This is a genomic window from Flavobacterium sp., from assembly GCF_024305175.1.
GTDB lineage: Bacteria > Bacteroidota > Bacteroidia > Flavobacteriales > Flavobacteriaceae > Flavobacterium.
This window is the reverse complement of record NZ_JAMWYY010000017.1, coordinates 1-15,593: the sequence shown is the minus strand read 5'-3', so window position 1 is coordinate 15,593 and position 15,593 is coordinate 1. Positions and strand designations below refer to the sequence as shown.

Below are 15,593 nucleotides of genomic sequence, written 5' to 3'. Positions count from 1 at the left end.
TATTGCATTAAAACATACATTTGCTAAAAACAAACAACAATGAACATACCTGCAGATTTAAAGTACACTAAAGACCACGAATGGGTTAAAATTGAAGGCGATACAGCTACCGTTGGCATTACAGATTTTGCTCAGAAAGAACTTGGCGATATAGTATATGTTGAGGTGGAAACCCTTGACCAGTCACTATCTAAAGATGAAGTGTTTGGTACCGTTGAGGCTGTTAAAACAGTATCTGACCTGTTCCTGCCACTTAGCGGCGAAATAGTAGCGTTTAATGACGAGCTTGAAAGCACTCCTGAAAAAGTAAACTCTGACCCTTACGGAGAAGGATGGATGGTAAAAGTTAAAATAAGCAATCCTGCCGAAGCTGACGAGCTGCTTAGCAGCGAACAGTATAAAGAACTTATTGGTGCGTAACATTTATCTTGGCGCTGCCATTGCCTGGACCGTTTTCTTAACCGTGCTGTGTCTTGTAAGCATGGAAAAGCTGGGGCCGGTTAATGCGTGGCAACTGCCGTATAAAGATAAAGTAGGACATTTTGTTTTTTATTTTGTGTTCACCATTTTGTGGTATGCTTATTTTTACAGCCGCAAAAAATCAAATCTTGTAAAGCTTAGGTATATTGCACTCATTGCAGCCTTTATATATGGCTCGCTGGTAGAGTTATCGCAATTGCTTTTTACAAATGGCAGAAATGCCGATATTCTTGATATAGCATTTAATACTATGGGTAGCGCTGCGGCAGTATTGTTGCTTTGGCTACTGCAAAAAAGTAAAAAATAATATCATATCCCTCCGCAATAACGGGGGGATATTTATTTATACAATTATGGATATAAAACAGTACCTCGATTCAACTTACCTTAAAACTGCCACCCAGGCAGGGCTGTCTGAACAGGAGAACTTAGAAGTGGCAATAGCCACAGTCGCCGAGGCTATACAGCAGGGTTTCAAACTTGTTATGATTCGCCCCGAAGTGGTTAAACCGGCAAAAGAGATGGTTGTAAATGCAGGCTCGGGGGTATTAGTAGGTACTGTTATAGATTTTCCGGAAGGTAAAGGCAGTCTTGAAGATAAGCTTACTGAAGCACAGCAGGCTGTTGAAGACGGCGCTGATGAACTTGACTTTGTTTTAGATTATTCTGCTTTTAAAACAGGAGATGCTGCAATGATAAAAGAGGAGGTGTTGGCCTGCACACGTTTTGCTTTACAACAGGGCAAAACAGCTAAGTGGATTATAGAGGTTGCGGCACTTACGGATATGGAAATAATTAAAATCAGCGCACTGATAAAAAATATAGTGATTTCTAATTTCGAGGAAAAGGACTATAATAAGGTTTTTGTAAAATCATCAACGGGTTTTTATAAAACCGAAGAAGGCTTGCCAAACGGAGCAACCCTGCACACAATTAAGCTGATGCTCGAAAATTGTTTCCCTTTGCCGGTAAAAGCTGCCGGGGGCGTGCGTACTTTTGAAGAGGCACAGCAAATGATACAGCTTGGGGTGAAACGCATCGGGACATCGTCTGCAAAAGCTATAGCGGAAGGCAGTGGGGCAGATGACGTATATTAATAAACAAAGCCTTTCTATTAACAGAAAGGCTTTGTTCTCATAGCAATTAATCCCAAATTTTCTTTTTCATACAGGTTAGGCTTTCGCCTGTACTGCAATTATAAGATGCAGTTTTTACAGACGGGTTGCGTGGCAGGACTAAAAAAAATAAATTATTTTTTCATTTTCTATTTTAACGGGCATTCCTGTTGAAGAAAAATATTTTTTGGAGTATCTTTGCACAAGTTTTTTAAACCATGAAAGTTACATTGAACGCTACAGAAAACCAGGTCTCTATAAAATCTTTAATAGCCGATTTTACTGCAATTACCAAGGCCAGGCTTGCCCTTAGCGTAGTTTTTTCTTCTGTTGCCGGTTATCTTCTCGGCTTCTCGGCAGAACATCCTTTTAGTTGGTTAACGCTTTTTTTACTTACAATTGGCGGTTATTGCATGGTAGGCGCCTCAAACGTTTTCAACCAGATTATAGAAAAAGACCTTGATGCGCTCATGAACCGCACCAAGAACCGCCCTTTGCCTTCAGGTAAAATTTCGGTTCGTAATGCATTTGCCCTTGGCGCTGCTCTAACCGTGGCGGGTATAGCTATTTTATACAGTATTAACCCTAAAACAGCCATGTTTGGGGCTATTTCAATATTTTTATACACAAGTGTTTACACACCGTTAAAGCGGATGACGCCCCTTTCTGTTTTTGTTGGGGCATTTCCGGGCGCAATACCTTTTATGCTGGGCTGGGTTGCCGCGACCAATAATTTTGGTATAGAGGCAGGTACATTATTTCTTGTGCAGTTCTTTTGGCAATTCCCTCATTTCTGGGCCATTGGCTGGTTCTTGTATGAAGACTATGAAAAGGCAGGCTTTTTTATGCTGCCCACCGGTAAAAAAGATAAAAAGACTGCCCTGCAGGTTATTCTATATACGGTTTGGTTGATTGTGGCTTCTTTGCTGCCAGCAACAGGTTTTACAGGAGAGTTGCATATAAACCTTATTTCGGCAGTTGTAGTGCTGTTGCTTGGTTTATGGATGCTTGCCAGTGCTGTAAAGCTGTACCGCGATATGGATGCAAAGGCAGCCCGGAAGCTGATGATAGTAAGCGTGTCTTATATATCGCTGCTACAGGTAATTTATGTTTTGGATAAATTTATTTTTTAAGATATGGAACTGAAAATGTCACTTAAGGAACATAATGAGCGCAAAGCAAAATCATACAAGATGCTGCTTTGGTTCGGTATGATAAGCATGTTCATGATGTTTGCGGGGCTTACCAGCGCTTATGTGGTGAGTACATCGCGCCCCGACTGGCTTAACGATTTTAAGCTGCCAAATGCATTTGCATTTAGTACCGCAGTAATTATAGCAAGCAGTATAACGTTTCACCTTGCTAAAAATGCCATTAAAAAAGACAACAGGGGTTTAACCGGTGCGCTGCTTTTGGCTACCCTTGCTTTAGGTGTTGCCTTTGTTGCGTTGCAGTTTTACGGGTTTTCTCAGGTAATAGAGGCCGGTTTTTACTTTACAGGTGCGGCAAGTACAGTTACTACTTCGTTTCTGTACATAGTAACCATAGTGCATTTAGCCCACCTTTTCGCTGGGTTGGTGGTGCTGTTGGTTGTAATTTATAATCATTTTAAACAAAAATACAATCCTTCTCAAACCCTTGGAATAGAGTTAGGTGCAATGTTCTGGCATTTTCTCGATATTTTGTGGGTTTACTTGTTTTTATTTTTCTATTTCTATTAATGAAAAAAAATGTAAATTTGAAAACTTTTTAACACTTAACACTATATGGCAGCGACAGTTACTACAACAGCTACTACTACAGGCAAAACCTGGGGCGGCGGAAACGAGCCAATGGGAGCGAGCTACGGCAAGATGATGATGTGGTTCTTCATCGTGTCCGATGCCCTTACATTCTCCGGTTTTCTTGCTTCTTACGGTTTTTCAAGATTTAAGTTTATCGAAACATGGCCAATAGCCGACGAGGTATTTACTCACTTCCCGTTTTTACATGGTGTTGATGCACCTATGTACTATGTGGCTTTGATGACCTTTATACTTATCTTTTCATCAGTTACCATGGTACTTGCCGTTGACGCAGGCCACCAGATGAAAAAAACCAAAGTTGCCATATACATGCTGCTTACAATTGTGGGTGGTTTAATATTCCTTGGCTCTCAGGCATGGGAATGGAAAAACTTTATAAAAGGCGAGTATGGTGCAGTAGAAACTTCGGGCGGTGCAATACTACAGTTTGTAGATACCAATGGTAAACGTGTAAGCATTGATGCGTTTGCTGCAAACATACCTTCAACAAGGGTGCAGAAAACAAGGAGTAACGGTGTTTGGTTTGAAGAATCTAACAGCCTTGGAGAGCATTCTGTAGAAGAAGTAATAGCGGGCTTTAAAGCTAACCCTGACATACTTATCAGGACAGAATGGATTAAAGACAAAAAGAAGACTGTACTTTCACGCGAAGAATCGCTTGCAAGGTTGCAGGATGCACAAATAGTAGTAAGAGGTGCAGACCTTATAAGGAATGAATACGGACACAAACTGTTTGCTGATTTCTTCTTCTTTATTACAGGTTTCCACGGTTTCCACGTATTCTCGGGGGTTGTAATTAACATCATTATATTCTTTAATGTACTTTTAGGTACTTATGAGAAAAGGAGAAGCTATGAAATGGTTGAAAAGGTTGGTTTATACTGGCACTTTGTAGACCTTGTGTGGGTATTCGTGTTTACCTTCTTCTACCTTGTATAATCAGATTACTAAGTTTAAAAAATTATAAGACATGGCACATTCGCACGAGTCTAACGTAAAAAGAATATGGACAGTTTTCGGGTTACTGTCAGTTATAACAATAGTAGAGGTTGCCCTTGGTATTGTTAAGCCTGACTTCCTTTTTAAAACTGACCTTTTAAAATTAAATCTCCTTAACTGGATATTCATTATCCTTACGGTTGTAAAGGCCTACTATATTATGTGGGCGTTTATGCACCTCGAGGGAGAAAAAGCTAACTTTAGGTGGACCATTGTGGCACCCTTGGTTTTCTTAATTATCTACTTAGTGTTCATCTTACTTATGGAAGGTAATTATGTTTATGACGTGTTTCATGGGTCTCATTATAAATGGATTTTCTAAAACACATTAATTATAAAAAAGGCGGTTATTAAACCGCCTTTTTTTAATTTTGCAATACATTTAAAGAACCTCATAATGAAAAAGACAATAGTGCTTTCTGTTTTGTTTGCATTACCTATTGTGGCTTATCTTTTCTTTGCTTCGGGGGTTAATACTTTTGCCAAGCTGCCTGTTGTAACACCGGGTATCAATGAGTTGCCCGCATGGCAATCACTATCGGGAGAAGATATAAAGCTTAAAGATAAAATTACCATTTTAGGCTTTCCGGGAGAAGATATACTTTACAACAAAGGCAATGCCTTTAACCTTAACCAAAAGATCTACAACAAAAACAGGGAGTTTACCGATTTTCAGATGGTAATGGTTGCCCCACTGGGTACAGAAGGGCAGGCGAAAGAACTGCTTTCAGAATTAAGCAGGCTTACAAATGTTTCGGGCTGGCATTTTGTGTTTGCCCCTAAAGAAGAAATAGAAACATTTCATGCATCTTTAAACCTTGTTGGCGGACTTGATGATAAAGCCGGCACACCAAATGTTTATATTATAGATAAAGACCTTAACCTGCGCGGACGCAAAGGCAAGAACAAAAAGGGAGAAGAAGAGTATAAAGAGGGGTATAATACTATATCTGCCGCAGAGTTGCATAACGATATGAGTGATGATGTAAAGATTATCCTGGCAGAATACCGCCTCGCCCTAAAGAAAAACAACAAAAGGAAGATTTAAATCCTGATGAAAAACAAATCATATATTGGTATTTCGTTTATAGTACTGATTTTTGGTATTTGGGCTGTGCCTAAAATAGTCGCTAAATTCCAAAAGTCAGATCTTGTTACCATTGGCCCGGTGCCGTCTTTTGAGCTGACTAACCAGAACGGGAAAACCATAACTGACGAAGATTACCTGGGTAAGGTTTATGTGGTGGAGTTCTTCTTTTCTACCTGCCCTACCATATGCCCAAAAATGAACCAGAACATGCTGAAGCTGCAACAGGAGTTTTATGGCAATCCTGAATTCGGAATTGCATCTGTAACCATAAACCCGCAGTACGACACACCACAGGTACTAAAAGAGCATGCAGAGCATTTGGGTGTTAAACACTATAACTGGCATTTTTTAACGGGAGATCAGGAATATATTTTCAACCTTGCCCGTAACGGTTTTAACCTCTACGCAGGCGAAAATAAAAAAGTAGCCGGCGGGTTCGAGCATTCGGGGCTTTTTGCGCTGGTAGATAAAGAAGGTAAAATTCGTTGCCGTATAGATAAGTTTGGTAACCCTATAATGTATTATGACGGATTGGATGACAAGGGCGTGCAGGATATAAAAGAAGATATTAAAAAGTTATTGGAAGAGTAATGGAAAATATAATGAACAGCAACGAGGCTGAAAAAAAATATAATAAATGGATAGTGCTGCTATCGGTAGCTATACCGGTAGTGGTGGCGCTGCTCTTCGGCGTTAAGCTGAAAGACCTTGGGTATGATGTTGAGCCGCTGACATTTCTTCCGCCCATTTATGCAGGTATTAATGCACTTACTGCCGTAGTGCTTGTAGTTGCAGTTATGGCTGTAAGGAGAGGGAAGCAAAAGCTGCACGAAAACCTTATGAAGTTTGCCATAAGCCTCTCGGTACTGTTTCTTGGTATGTATGTAGCTTACCACATGACAGCCGATTCTACCAAGTTTGGCGATACTAACCATGACATGGTGCTCTCTGCCGCAGAAGAGGTAACTATTGGTGCTATGCGCTATGTGTACCTGTTTATTTTGCTTACCCATATAGCCCTTTCGGTTGTAATAATTCCTTTTGTACTGATAACCTATGTAAGGGCTATTACAAACAGCTTTGAAAGGCACAAAAAGCTTGCACGTGTAACATACCCTATGTGGTTGTATGTTGCTGTTACAGGTGTTATTGTATATCTTATGATATCACCATACTACGCTAACTAAACCGGAGGAGTTACAGATATAATGATGAAGATGAAAAATGTAGTTTACACACTCGCAGTTTTATTTATGACACTATCTGCAAACGCGCAGTGTGCTATGTGCCGTGCCGCTTTAGAGAGCAGCGACAGTGGTATTAAGCCCGAAGCGGTTAATGATGGTATAGTTTACCTGATGATTTTTCCTTACCTGCTTGTAGCACTTGCAGGCTATGCGGTTTACAGGCTGCGCAAAAAGAAAAACGCGCTGCCCGAAGCAGAGGGATGAAATTACTTCATCCCGTCTATCTTCAGGTTCATTTTGCCTGACCCTTTTATAAAAGCAATAATAGCTTTATCGGTAAGTTCTATTTTTTCAAATTCAAAATCGTTCATACTGCCGTTAATAAATACACCCGGCATAGGGGAGTAGTTGTTAAGGTAGGGTGCCATGTTCTTTTTACCTTCCTCAAGGTTTTCTTTTATAGAGTAGCGGCAGCTTTCCTGTATCTTTCTTAGTATCATGCCTTCGGCAAGCCAGTTAGCAGTTTTAAGCAGTACGCTTTTGGTGTCTAAAACATAATCAAGCTGGTCAAAGTAAATTTCTTTTGTAGCAGCATTGTAGCTTGGGTAACCCGAAAGATAAATAGTACCGTTAATGCTACCTGTAAGGTCAAGCGCAATGATCATTTTACTGTCTTTGCTCCACAGGTTTACGTTTTGTACGGTAACCTTGCGCTTGCCTGAGCCAAACTCCTGCCCCTGAAAGTTCTTGGTAATTAATTTGCTTGCACTCTCATAAGTAGATACCGCTGCCACTGTAGCCGTAATTTTATCCGGCATTTTGCTTACAGCCTTTAATACAACATTCTCTTTTTTAAAGCTGCTTGCCGGTTTTTCGCCCACCCAGGTCTGCATGCTGCATTTCATGCCCATGTCCATTGTTATCTGTTTTTTAGAAAGCACGGCATCGGTAACATAAAGTTCGTTAGGTGTTACCATAAACCAGGTTTCATACTGCTCGTTAGCAAGAAAGGGAGTGCTTATTTGTTGCAGAGCATCCAGTACCTGGGGTTTAAAATCCATAGATTTAGACATGGCTTTATCAAGCTCGTCTTCAATCTGCTCTTTAAACAGCTTAACGGCAGGGTTAATCAGGTAAGTTATACTTATCTGCTTGCTGCCTATGGTAACGCTGGGGCTTTCTTTCCACTCTAAAGACTCTATGGTAGTAGCTGTTGTAATCTTCCAGTTAGAAAGCCCTATCTTGCTGTTAAAGGTTATTACGCCGTTCATGTTAACCTCGCGGGTGTCATAAAGATTCATGCCCAGTGCGTTTGTACCATACCTCACGTTTGCTGTAATTTTTATAGGCACAACGGTTTGCAGCTTTCCGTTTTTTTCACTGAATTTTATAGGTGCTGTCTTCCAGACCTTCATAGCGATGTTATCATCTTCTATCTTTTTGTCTTCATAAACAAGGCCGTTAAGTAATTTGTTAACCTGTGTTTCCACATCGGCTATGGAAATGGTTACGGGCAGGTTAATGAAAGATGTGGTGGTTTCTACGGCAACGGGTTTATCATTTCCCGGTTCCGGTTTTAATGCTTCTATCTTTTTTGCAGAAGAGCAGGATACCAGTAAAGCCGATGCAAGCGCAGCAACGGCAAAAAGTTTTAGCTTCATATAAGGCATAGTTAAAAAAACGGTGTAAATGTAGTATATAATCTGTAACAAAAAACAGTCTAAATTGTCTAATCATTGTACATTAAACAGTCAACTTTAGATAATTTAAATACCTTTGTAAAAAATCCTTTTCAGCTATATGAGAAGCAAACCAACGGCTATATACATACTAATGTTCTTTTTACTGACGGGCTATATGCACGCACAGCAAAAAAAATGGACACTTAAAGAGTGTGTAGAATATGCTTTAAAAAACAACATTTCGGTACGCCAGGCCGAACTAGACCTAAAACTCAACCAGATAGATAAAAAAGATGTATTGGGCAACTTTTTGCCAAGTGCCAATTTTACGGCAGGGCATTCCTGGAACATAGGTCTTATCCGTAACTTTTCGGGTATCCTTCAACAGCAGACAACACAGTTTACTACCGGAGGTCTAAGCACAAATGTAGATATCTTTAAGGGGCTGCAAAACCAGCGCACTAACCAGCGCGCAAGGCTAGCTGTTATTGCCGGGAAATATAATATCACTAAAATGCAGGAAGATGTGGCGCTTAACGTAGCCAATGCTTATTTGCAGATATTATTTAACCGCGAAAACCTGAAGGTGCAGAATGAGCAGCTTGAAGTAGACCTGCAACAACTGGAGCGCTCGCAACAGCTTTTGGAGGGAGGGGTAATACCACGTGGCGACCTGCTTGATATAGAGGCTACCGTTGCCGCCGACAGGCAGCGTATTATTGATGCCGAGAACCAGCTTTTGCTTTCGCGCCTGAGCCTTGCACAGTTATTACAGGTTGAGGATTTCCAGAATTTTGATATAGCCGATGAAGAGTTCATTAAAGAAGACAGCGAAGTGCTGGTGCAGACTCCTGAAACCATTTATAACAAAGCAAAAGATGAACAGACTGTAATTAAACTTGCACGCGCCAACCTTGAGGTAGCCCAGCAGGATGTAAAAATTGCAAGATCGGCATACCAGCCTACCCTACAGGGCTTTTACAGTCTTGATACAAGGGTTACTTATGATGATTATACTTCGTTTGGTGAAGACGGACAAGTAATTTCGCAAACACCACCACCATTCTGGAACCAGGTATGGGATAACAAAGGGCACTCTTTCGGGTTCCAGCTTTCTATACCCATACTTAACGGCTTTGCGGTAAGGAATAGCGTTGAGCGTGCAAAGGTTGCCGTAGAGCGCTCTAAACTGGCACTTGAGCAGCAGGAACTTGACCTTGAGCGTAATATTTACACAGCCTATACTGATGCTATTGGCGCGCTAAGAGCCTATGATGCTGCCGTTGCAGCTGCAGATGCCCGCCGCCAGTCGTTAGATTATGCCCGCGAGCGTTATGATGTGGGGCTTATCAATGTTTTTGATTTTAACCAGGCGCAGACGCTTTCTGTAAATGCACAAAGCGATGTTTTGCGTGCCAAATATGATTTTATCTTCAGGGTTAAAATACTTGAGTTTTATTTCGGAATACCAATTCTTGAACAACAATAAGAAAAAAGTTATGTCTAAGAAAACATTATATTACATATTAGGATTTTCAGTACTTATAATCATAGTACTTATCGTGTTAAGTAAAACGGGGGCTATAGGTAACCGTGAAGAAGGCAAAGAAGTAGAGGTTGCTACTGTTAAGCCTATAACCATTGTAGAAACAGTTACAGCCACAGGTAAGGTACAACCCGAAGTAGAGGTTAAAATATCTTCAGAAGTGTCGGGAGAGATAATAGGGCTTCCGGTTAAAGAGGGGCAGGCCATTAAAAAAGGTGACCTGCTTGTGCGAATCAATCCTGACCTGTATGAATCAGGAGTAAGCCGTACTGCGGCATCGCTTTCTACAGCCAAGGCAGGCTTAAGCCAGGCTGAAGCCCAGCTAAAGGAGGCAAAGGCAAATTATGAGCGTAACAAAAAGCTTTTTGATAAAGGTGTAATATCTAAATCAGAATGGGACAAAATAATTTCGGCTTATGAGGTTGCACAGGCCAACAAGCAGTCTGCCTACTTTAGTGTTCAGAGTGCCGGGGCAAATGTTACCGAAGCACGCGATAACCTGAACAGGACAACCATATATTCTCCGGTTGACGGAACAATATCCAAGCTAGATGCCGAACTGGGTGAGCGCGTTGTGGGTACACAGCAAATGGCAGGTACCGAAATTATGCGTGTTGCCAACCTTAACAATATGGAGGTTGAAGTAGATGTTAATGAAAATGACATTGTAAAAATACAGATAGGAGACCCTGCAGAGATTGAAGTTGATGCTTATCTGAGAAGGAAGTTTAAAGGCGAAGTAACCAGCATATCAAATTCGGCGAGCAGCGACCTTACTGCCGACCAGGTAACTAATTTTAAGGTGAAGGTAAGGATACTTAAAGATTCTTATGCTGATATGACAGAGGGCAAGCCTGCCAACTATTCCCCTTTCAGGCCGGGTATGACTGCCACAGTTGATATTATTACCGAAAGAAAAGAAGAAGTATTGGCAGTGCCGATTAGTGCGGTTGTTGTAAAATCTGACACTACAGGTGTTAAAAAAGATGTGGTAGCCGAACTTGAGGAGAAGGAAAATGAAATGAAGGGCGGGAGCACCGATAAAAAATATGAATGTGTGTATATAAAGCAGGGCGATAAAGCAATTTTAAAGCCTATCACTACAGGTATTCAGGATGACACCAATATAGAGGTTAAAACAGGTCTTAAAAAAGGAGATGTAGTAATTACAGGGCCATATACTACAGTTACCAAAGAACTTAATTCTGACGACAAAGTACGCGTAAAGGGTAATACACAGTAATACTATGCCTCTTATACTTAACCTTGAAACGGCAACAAAAAACTGCTCGGTATCTGTTGCAGAAGATGGTGTAACCCTTTCTCTAAAAGAATTTGCAGGTGAGGGCTATGCACATGCTGAAAAACTGCATGTTTTTATAGAGGAAGTACTTGCCGCTGCCGGTAAATCATTTAAAGATATTAATGCTGTTGCAGTAAGCATGGGGCCGGGCAGCTACACCGGGCTGCGTATAGGAGTTTCGGCAGCTAAGGGTTTGTGCTATGCGCTTAATGTGCCACTTATTGCCATTGATACCTTAGAGCTTCTTGCAAGGCAAATTACCGAACAGGAAGGGGTAATTATCCCGATGATTGATGCAAGGCGCATGGAAGTATATAATGCTGTTTTTACTACTGACTTTATTAAGCTAAGGGAAACCAAAGCGGAGATTATCACTGCGGATTCTTTTACAGAACTTAATGGCCCTTTGCATTTATGTGGCGACGGTGCCGAAAAGTGCCGTGAGGTATTAGGTAATCAAGGTAAGTTTGTTTACCACAGCAATGTACAATATCCATCATCATCTCAAATGAGCCTGTTGTCATATAATAAATATAAAATAAGCGACACTGTTGATGTCGCTTATTTTGAACCTTATTATTTAAAAGATTTTATTGTAAACAAATAGCCTTAGATAATTGTGCTAAGGTAAGCTCCGAGTTTTTTAAGGTCGTTGTCGTTAGAAGGGTCTATCCTGTTTTCTTTAACGTATTCCTTAATTTCTTTTTCTTTACCCGGTACTAAAGAGTAAACATCTTTTTTCTTGTCAGACATAAATACTACAGGCCCTCCGTTAAACTGAATGTAATATTCAGGATCGAGTTTCTTGTAGTTCGCAGCCTTATACCTTTGGTAACCGCCTGTAGGGTGTTGCTCCGGCTGTAGCTCTACACGTTCCCTTTTATATATTGTTACGTTAGGGGTTTCACTAACAACAACAAGATAGTTTTGGCTTGCCACACCATCTTCGTTGGTGTATTTGGTAAACTTATACATTGCCATATTGTTGGTTAGCCTTACAATGGTATTTTCTTTAGGATCTAATACCATTATATTGTTGTCGTCAACTTTTAGTTCCATTTCATCGCTATAGGCATTATAGCGGGCAAGTATAAGTTCTTTAGTGTCATCAACCCTTGCAGCATTAAAGTTCTCTATAAAATATTGTGTACCCGTTGCCGGCTCGCTTGGCGCTTTTTTGCTTAGCGTATATCCTAAACGGCCTGACTCGCTCACGTAAGTCTGAGATTTAAATTCCTGTGCCTGCGAAAATGCGGCTGTGCATAGTGCTGTAAGTGTAAATACTTTTAAAATTTTCATTATTATAGTTTTTAATAGTGGCTCAAAAATAGAAATTTAATTTTTCTGTAATGTTATTCATATAATATTTAACAAATAACATGCCATCTATTAAAGTACTGAGTTGTCTTTGTCCGGTAACGCCCTTACATTAATATCGCGCTGCGGAAAGGGAATCTCAATCCCTTCTTTATCAAATTCAATTTTAGTATTTTCCTTAAAGTCAGATAACATCTGCCAGAAATCAGCATTAGTGGCCCATACAAACACCTGAAAGTTAACCGAGCTGTCAGCCAGATCTTTTATACGTATTACAGGTGCAGGATCTGCCAGTATTGTTTTATCCATTTCTATAATGCGGATTAAAACACTTTTTACATGGCTAATATCGCTGTTATAGGCTACACCAATAATAAGTTCTGCTTTACGTATCGGTTCTTTAGAGTAGTTTTTAATATTTCCGTTAGAAAGTGCTCCATTAGGTATATATACCACTTGGTTATTAGGGGTAAGCATGCGGGTATATAAAATCTGTATTTCAGTAACGGTACCCCCTTCGCCCTGCACTTCTATAAAATCGCCAACCCTGAAGGGTTTAAATAATATGATAAGTATGCCTCCTGCAAAGTTAGAAAGCGAACCCTGCAAGGAAAGGCCTATTGCCAGACCGGCCGCACCAATAACGGCAACAAATGCAGACGTCTCTACACCCAACGCGTTTACTACCATTATAAAAAGGAAAATCCTTAGTATCCAGGTAAGCAGGTCCATCAGGAATTTTATAAGTGTTGGGTCCATATCCTGCCTGCGTGTCATGATACGCTTCATGAACCACCTGAAAAACTTAATGGCGATTATGCCTATAATCAGTATGGCAATAGCCTTTAAAAGATTAGGAAAAAAATCGACAAGGCTTTCGCTGAGCCTTTCTAAAGCATCATTAAAATCGTTCATTTTTAATATTTAATTTTAACATCATTTAAAGCTTCTTCTGCTGTAGAAACCGGCAAATTACAAGCCTTATTCTTACAAACATAAAACATTAAAGTATCTTTAACAAAGCGGTTTTCAAGAAAAGGAATATCAGACGGGGTTATAGCGCCTGCTTTTATAACATGCGGCAGGTATTCTTTATTTATCTCCTTTATGGCATATAGCGCATTGCTTCCGCATACGGCAAGTTCCCTGTTTTCTGCCGAAAGGCTAAGCCATAGGTTGAGCCAGTTAGAAAATGCTGAAGGATAATCGAGCGAGGGCAGTATATGATACAGCATTTGCAGTGCAATTTTCTCATAATGGCTATTATTGTACAGCAGGCTTAGCGTGTAAAGCACATTTGCCATAACTGAATTAGAGGCAGGTATTACATTGTCTTCGGTCTCAAAATGCGGAGCTATCAGTTTTTCGCCGTTAAATGAATTATAGGCAAAAAATTGCTGCTTTTCATCATAAAAATGATCAAGGCAATAATCGGTAAGCTGGCGTGCATACGTTAGCCATTTTTCATCAAGAGTTGCTTCATATAACCTGATAAGTGCCTGCGCGGTCAGCGCATAATCCTCCAGGAAGCCTTCTATTTTGGTAGTCCTGTTTTTGTAGGTTCTCCATAAATTGCCTTCCGGGCTCCACATAACTTCAGTTATAAATGCAGCATTTTTAAGCGCAGCAGTAAGATATTCTTCTCTTCCCAACGCCATGTAGCAGTCTGCGTAGCCTTTTAGCATAAGCGCATTCCATGATGTCAGCACTTTGTCATCAAGCCGTGGACGCTGTCTTTTTTCACGTTCTGCAAACAGCAGCTTTTCCCATTCGTGTTTTTTGTGCCTTAATGCTTCTTCGGTAATGCCTGTATTCTGCGCCAGCTCATTTAACGGAAGCGTTTGTATAAGCACAAACTTACCGTCTTCCCAGTATCCTGTTTCATTTATATTGAATACAGCGGAAAATAAGTTAAAATCCTCACCAAGCAAATCTTTAAGTTCCTGCTTTTCCCATACATAAAAAGCCCCCTCCTCTAAATGATTGGCAGGCGTAAGGCTATCGGCATCCAGCGCACTGTAAAAAGCGCCGGATTCGTGTGTCAGCTCACGCTTTACAAAATCCATTGTTTTTTCTATTACTTCTTTATAAAGCGGGTTATTTGTGCGTTTGTAGGCTTCTGCATACAGGCTCATTAATTGCCCGTTATCATAAAGCATCTTTTCAAAATGCGGCACGTGCCAGCGCATATCAACCGAATAGCGCGAAAAGCCGCCGCCAACAGTATCAAAAAGTCCGCCCCATGCCATCCGGGTGAGGGTAAGGTCTGTAAAGGCTAAAATGTCAGGCCTGTTTTCCTGATAACCGTAGCGCTGTAAAAAAAGGTAATTATCCGGCAGCATAAATTTTGGTGCACGGGCATAGCCACCATACTCATCGTCAAAGCTGCGCGACCATTTTTCTATAATCGGCTTTATGTTATCAGGGTGTGGTATAGGGCCTTCTTCAGTATTGCCTACCGGTATCATAGCCTGCACGCCTGCATGCAGCTTTTCGGCATACTCTATTACTTTTTCAGGTTCGCTTTTAAAAAGCCCCTGTAGTTGCTCTAATGCAGATATCCAGTTTTCCTTACGGAAGTAAGTCCCGCCCCAAACGGGCCTGCCGTCTGGCAGCAGTACTACATTCATAGGCCAGCCACCCTGCCCGGTCATTAACTGAACCGCTTTCATATAAACAGCATCTACATCAGGCCTTTCTTCACGGTCAACTTTTATCGAAACAAAATGACTGTTCATTACTTCCGCCACTTCATCATCCTCGAAACTTTCATGCTCCATAACATGGCACCAGTGGCATGCTGAATAACCAACACTTAAAACAATAAGCTTGTTTTCGGCTTTTGCTTTTTCAAGTGTGGTTTCGTTCCATGCTTTCCAGTATATCGGGTTATTGGCATGTTGTAACAGGTATGGGCTGGTTTCTGTAGAAAGTTCGTTCATCAGGCGTGTAATTTATACTGTAAAGTTAGGTAAAATGCCTGTGGGAGCAATAAAAATAACTTTACTTAACAGCCACTAAATGTATAAGCAAAAGTGAAGTTAAAACATGAATATATCATGTTTTGAT

18 protein-coding genes are annotated in these 15,593 nt (G+C 40.7%); 14 read left to right on the top strand and 4 right to left on the bottom strand.

Features of this window, described 5'->3' with window-relative positions; all coding sequences use genetic code 11:
* Positions 1-39: 39 nt before the first annotated feature.
* The 11 genes from gcvH (at position 40) to Q0K96_RS05935 (ending at position 6,940) form a co-directional block, all read left to right on the top strand.
* Complete coding sequence (gcvH, locus tag Q0K96_RS05985) at positions 40-420, top strand: glycine cleavage system protein GcvH (RefSeq protein ID WP_297333098.1); 381 nt, start codon at positions 40-42, stop codon at positions 418-420.
* Positions 413-787: a VanZ family protein gene (locus tag Q0K96_RS05980; RefSeq protein ID WP_297333097.1), complete on the top strand. Its 375-nt coding sequence runs from the start codon at positions 413-415 to the stop codon at positions 785-787. The genes gcvH and Q0K96_RS05980 overlap by 8 nt, the downstream gene beginning before the upstream one ends.
* 46 nt (positions 788-833) lie before the next feature.
* Positions 834-1,577, top strand: coding sequence for a deoxyribose-phosphate aldolase (gene deoC / locus Q0K96_RS05975; RefSeq protein WP_297333096.1), 744 nt, complete (start codon positions 834-836; stop codon positions 1,575-1,577).
* 248 nt (positions 1,578-1,825) lie between these two features.
* Complete coding sequence (cyoE, locus tag Q0K96_RS05970) at positions 1,826-2,728, top strand: heme o synthase (RefSeq protein WP_297333122.1); 903 nt, start codon at positions 1,826-1,828, stop codon at positions 2,726-2,728.
* 3 nt (positions 2,729-2,731) lie between these two features.
* Entirely contained in the window at positions 2,732-3,316 is a 585-nt protein-coding gene (locus tag Q0K96_RS05965; protein ID WP_297333095.1) for a cytochrome c oxidase subunit 3, read from the top strand.
* A 45-nt stretch (positions 3,317-3,361) separates the two neighbouring features.
* Positions 3,362-4,339 carry a cytochrome c oxidase subunit 3 gene (locus Q0K96_RS05960; RefSeq protein WP_297333094.1) on the top strand — a complete coding sequence of 326 codons (978 nt, stop codon included), beginning with the start codon at positions 3,362-3,364 and terminating at the stop codon, positions 4,337-4,339.
* Positions 4,340-4,370: 31 nt separating this feature from the next.
* Positions 4,371-4,721, top strand: a complete 351-nt coding sequence (locus tag Q0K96_RS05955; RefSeq protein ID WP_297333093.1) for a cytochrome C oxidase subunit IV family protein — start codon at positions 4,371-4,373, stop codon at positions 4,719-4,721.
* A 75-nt stretch (positions 4,722-4,796) separates the two neighbouring features.
* Entirely contained in the window at positions 4,797-5,447 is a 651-nt protein-coding gene (locus Q0K96_RS05950; protein WP_297333092.1) for a hypothetical protein, read from the top strand.
* A gap of 6 nt (positions 5,448-5,453) precedes the next feature.
* Positions 5,454-6,080 carry an SCO family protein gene (locus Q0K96_RS05945; protein ID WP_297333091.1) on the top strand — a complete coding sequence of 209 codons (627 nt, stop codon included), beginning with the start codon at positions 5,454-5,456 and terminating at the stop codon, positions 6,078-6,080.
* Positions 6,080-6,676: a DUF420 domain-containing protein gene (locus Q0K96_RS05940; RefSeq protein WP_297333090.1), complete on the top strand. Its 597-nt coding sequence runs from the start codon at positions 6,080-6,082 to the stop codon at positions 6,674-6,676. The genes Q0K96_RS05945 and Q0K96_RS05940 overlap by 1 nt, the downstream gene beginning before the upstream one ends.
* 30 nt (positions 6,677-6,706) lie before the next feature.
* Positions 6,707-6,940: a hypothetical protein gene (locus Q0K96_RS05935; RefSeq protein ID WP_297333089.1), complete on the top strand. Its 234-nt coding sequence runs from the start codon at positions 6,707-6,709 to the stop codon at positions 6,938-6,940.
* Positions 6,941-6,942: 2 nt separating this feature from the next.
* Here the strand turns inward: Q0K96_RS05935 and Q0K96_RS05930 are convergent, their stop codons facing one another.
* A complete protein-coding gene (locus tag Q0K96_RS05930) occupies positions 6,943-8,337 on the bottom strand; it encodes a DUF4403 family protein (RefSeq protein WP_297333088.1) in 1,395 nt (464 codons plus the stop codon).
* Between the two features lie 139 nt (positions 8,338-8,476).
* On the opposite strand from Q0K96_RS05930, the gene Q0K96_RS05925 reads away from it, so the two are divergent.
* The 3 genes from Q0K96_RS05925 to tsaB are packed head-to-tail and all read left to right on the top strand — an operon-like array spanning position 8,477 to position 11,814.
* Positions 8,477-9,847 carry a TolC family protein gene (locus Q0K96_RS05925; protein WP_297333087.1) on the top strand — a complete coding sequence of 457 codons (1,371 nt, stop codon included), beginning with the start codon at positions 8,477-8,479 and terminating at the stop codon, positions 9,845-9,847.
* A gap of 10 nt (positions 9,848-9,857) precedes the next feature.
* Complete coding sequence (locus Q0K96_RS05920) at positions 9,858-11,147, top strand: efflux RND transporter periplasmic adaptor subunit (RefSeq protein ID WP_297333086.1); 1,290 nt, start codon at positions 9,858-9,860, stop codon at positions 11,145-11,147.
* Between the two features lie 4 nt (positions 11,148-11,151).
* Positions 11,152-11,814, top strand: coding sequence for a tRNA (adenosine(37)-N6)-threonylcarbamoyltransferase complex dimerization subunit type 1 TsaB (gene tsaB / locus Q0K96_RS05915; protein WP_297333085.1), 663 nt, complete (start codon positions 11,152-11,154; stop codon positions 11,812-11,814).
* 2 nt (positions 11,815-11,816) lie between these two features.
* On the opposite strand, the gene Q0K96_RS05910 is transcribed toward tsaB, so the two are convergent.
* The 3 genes from Q0K96_RS05910 to Q0K96_RS05900 all read right to left on the bottom strand — a co-directional run bounded on the left by Q0K96_RS05910 (position 11,817) and on the right by Q0K96_RS05900 (position 15,466).
* Positions 11,817-12,506, bottom strand: coding sequence for a hypothetical protein (locus Q0K96_RS05910; RefSeq protein WP_297333084.1), 690 nt, complete (start codon positions 12,504-12,506; stop codon positions 11,817-11,819).
* Between the two features lie 90 nt (positions 12,507-12,596).
* Positions 12,597-13,439: a mechanosensitive ion channel domain-containing protein gene (locus Q0K96_RS05905; protein WP_297333083.1), complete on the bottom strand. Its 843-nt coding sequence runs from the start codon at positions 13,437-13,439 to the stop codon at positions 12,597-12,599.
* 2 nt (positions 13,440-13,441) lie between these two features.
* The gene (locus tag Q0K96_RS05900) at positions 13,442-15,466 is read right to left on the bottom strand and encodes a thioredoxin domain-containing protein (RefSeq protein ID WP_297333082.1); all 2,025 of its coding nucleotides are present in this window, start codon (positions 15,464-15,466) and stop codon (positions 13,442-13,444) included.
* Positions 15,467-15,593: the final 127 nt, after the last annotated feature.

What these genes read in the sequence shown, in the direction of transcription:
- gcvH (WP_297333098.1), top strand. Translation starts at nt 40, where the DNA reads ATGAACATACCTGCAGATTTAAAGTACACTAAAGACCACGAATGGGTT.
- deoC (WP_297333096.1), top strand. Translation starts at nt 834, where the DNA reads ATGGATATAAAACAGTACCTCGATTCAACTTACCTTAAAACTGCCACC.
- Q0K96_RS05965 (WP_297333095.1), top strand. Translation starts at nt 2,732, where the DNA reads ATGGAACTGAAAATGTCACTTAAGGAACATAATGAGCGCAAAGCAAAA.
- Q0K96_RS05960 (WP_297333094.1), top strand. Translation starts at nt 3,362, where the DNA reads ATGGCAGCGACAGTTACTACAACAGCTACTACTACAGGCAAAACCTGG.
- Q0K96_RS05955 (WP_297333093.1), top strand. Translation starts at nt 4,371, where the DNA reads ATGGCACATTCGCACGAGTCTAACGTAAAAAGAATATGGACAGTTTTC.
- Q0K96_RS05950 (WP_297333092.1), top strand. Translation starts at nt 4,797, where the DNA reads ATGAAAAAGACAATAGTGCTTTCTGTTTTGTTTGCATTACCTATTGTG.
- Q0K96_RS05945 (WP_297333091.1), top strand. Translation starts at nt 5,454, where the DNA reads ATGAAAAACAAATCATATATTGGTATTTCGTTTATAGTACTGATTTTT.
- Q0K96_RS05940 (WP_297333090.1), top strand. Translation starts at nt 6,080, where the DNA reads ATGGAAAATATAATGAACAGCAACGAGGCTGAAAAAAAATATAATAAA.
- Q0K96_RS05935 (WP_297333089.1), top strand. Translation starts at nt 6,707, where the DNA reads ATGAAAAATGTAGTTTACACACTCGCAGTTTTATTTATGACACTATCT.
- Q0K96_RS05930 (WP_297333088.1), bottom strand. Translation starts at nt 8,337, where the DNA reads ATGAAGCTAAAACTTTTTGCCGTTGCTGCGCTTGCATCGGCTTTACTG.
- Q0K96_RS05925 (WP_297333087.1), top strand. Translation starts at nt 8,477, where the DNA reads ATGAGAAGCAAACCAACGGCTATATACATACTAATGTTCTTTTTACTG.
- Q0K96_RS05920 (WP_297333086.1), top strand. Translation starts at nt 9,858, where the DNA reads ATGTCTAAGAAAACATTATATTACATATTAGGATTTTCAGTACTTATA.
- tsaB (WP_297333085.1), top strand. Translation starts at nt 11,152, where the DNA reads ATGCCTCTTATACTTAACCTTGAAACGGCAACAAAAAACTGCTCGGTA.
- Q0K96_RS05910 (WP_297333084.1), bottom strand. Translation starts at nt 12,506, where the DNA reads ATGAAAATTTTAAAAGTATTTACACTTACAGCACTATGCACAGCCGCA.
- Q0K96_RS05905 (WP_297333083.1), bottom strand. Translation starts at nt 13,439, where the DNA reads ATGAACGATTTTAATGATGCTTTAGAAAGGCTCAGCGAAAGCCTTGTC.
- Q0K96_RS05900 (WP_297333082.1), bottom strand. Translation starts at nt 15,466, where the DNA reads ATGAACGAACTTTCTACAGAAACCAGCCCATACCTGTTACAACATGCC.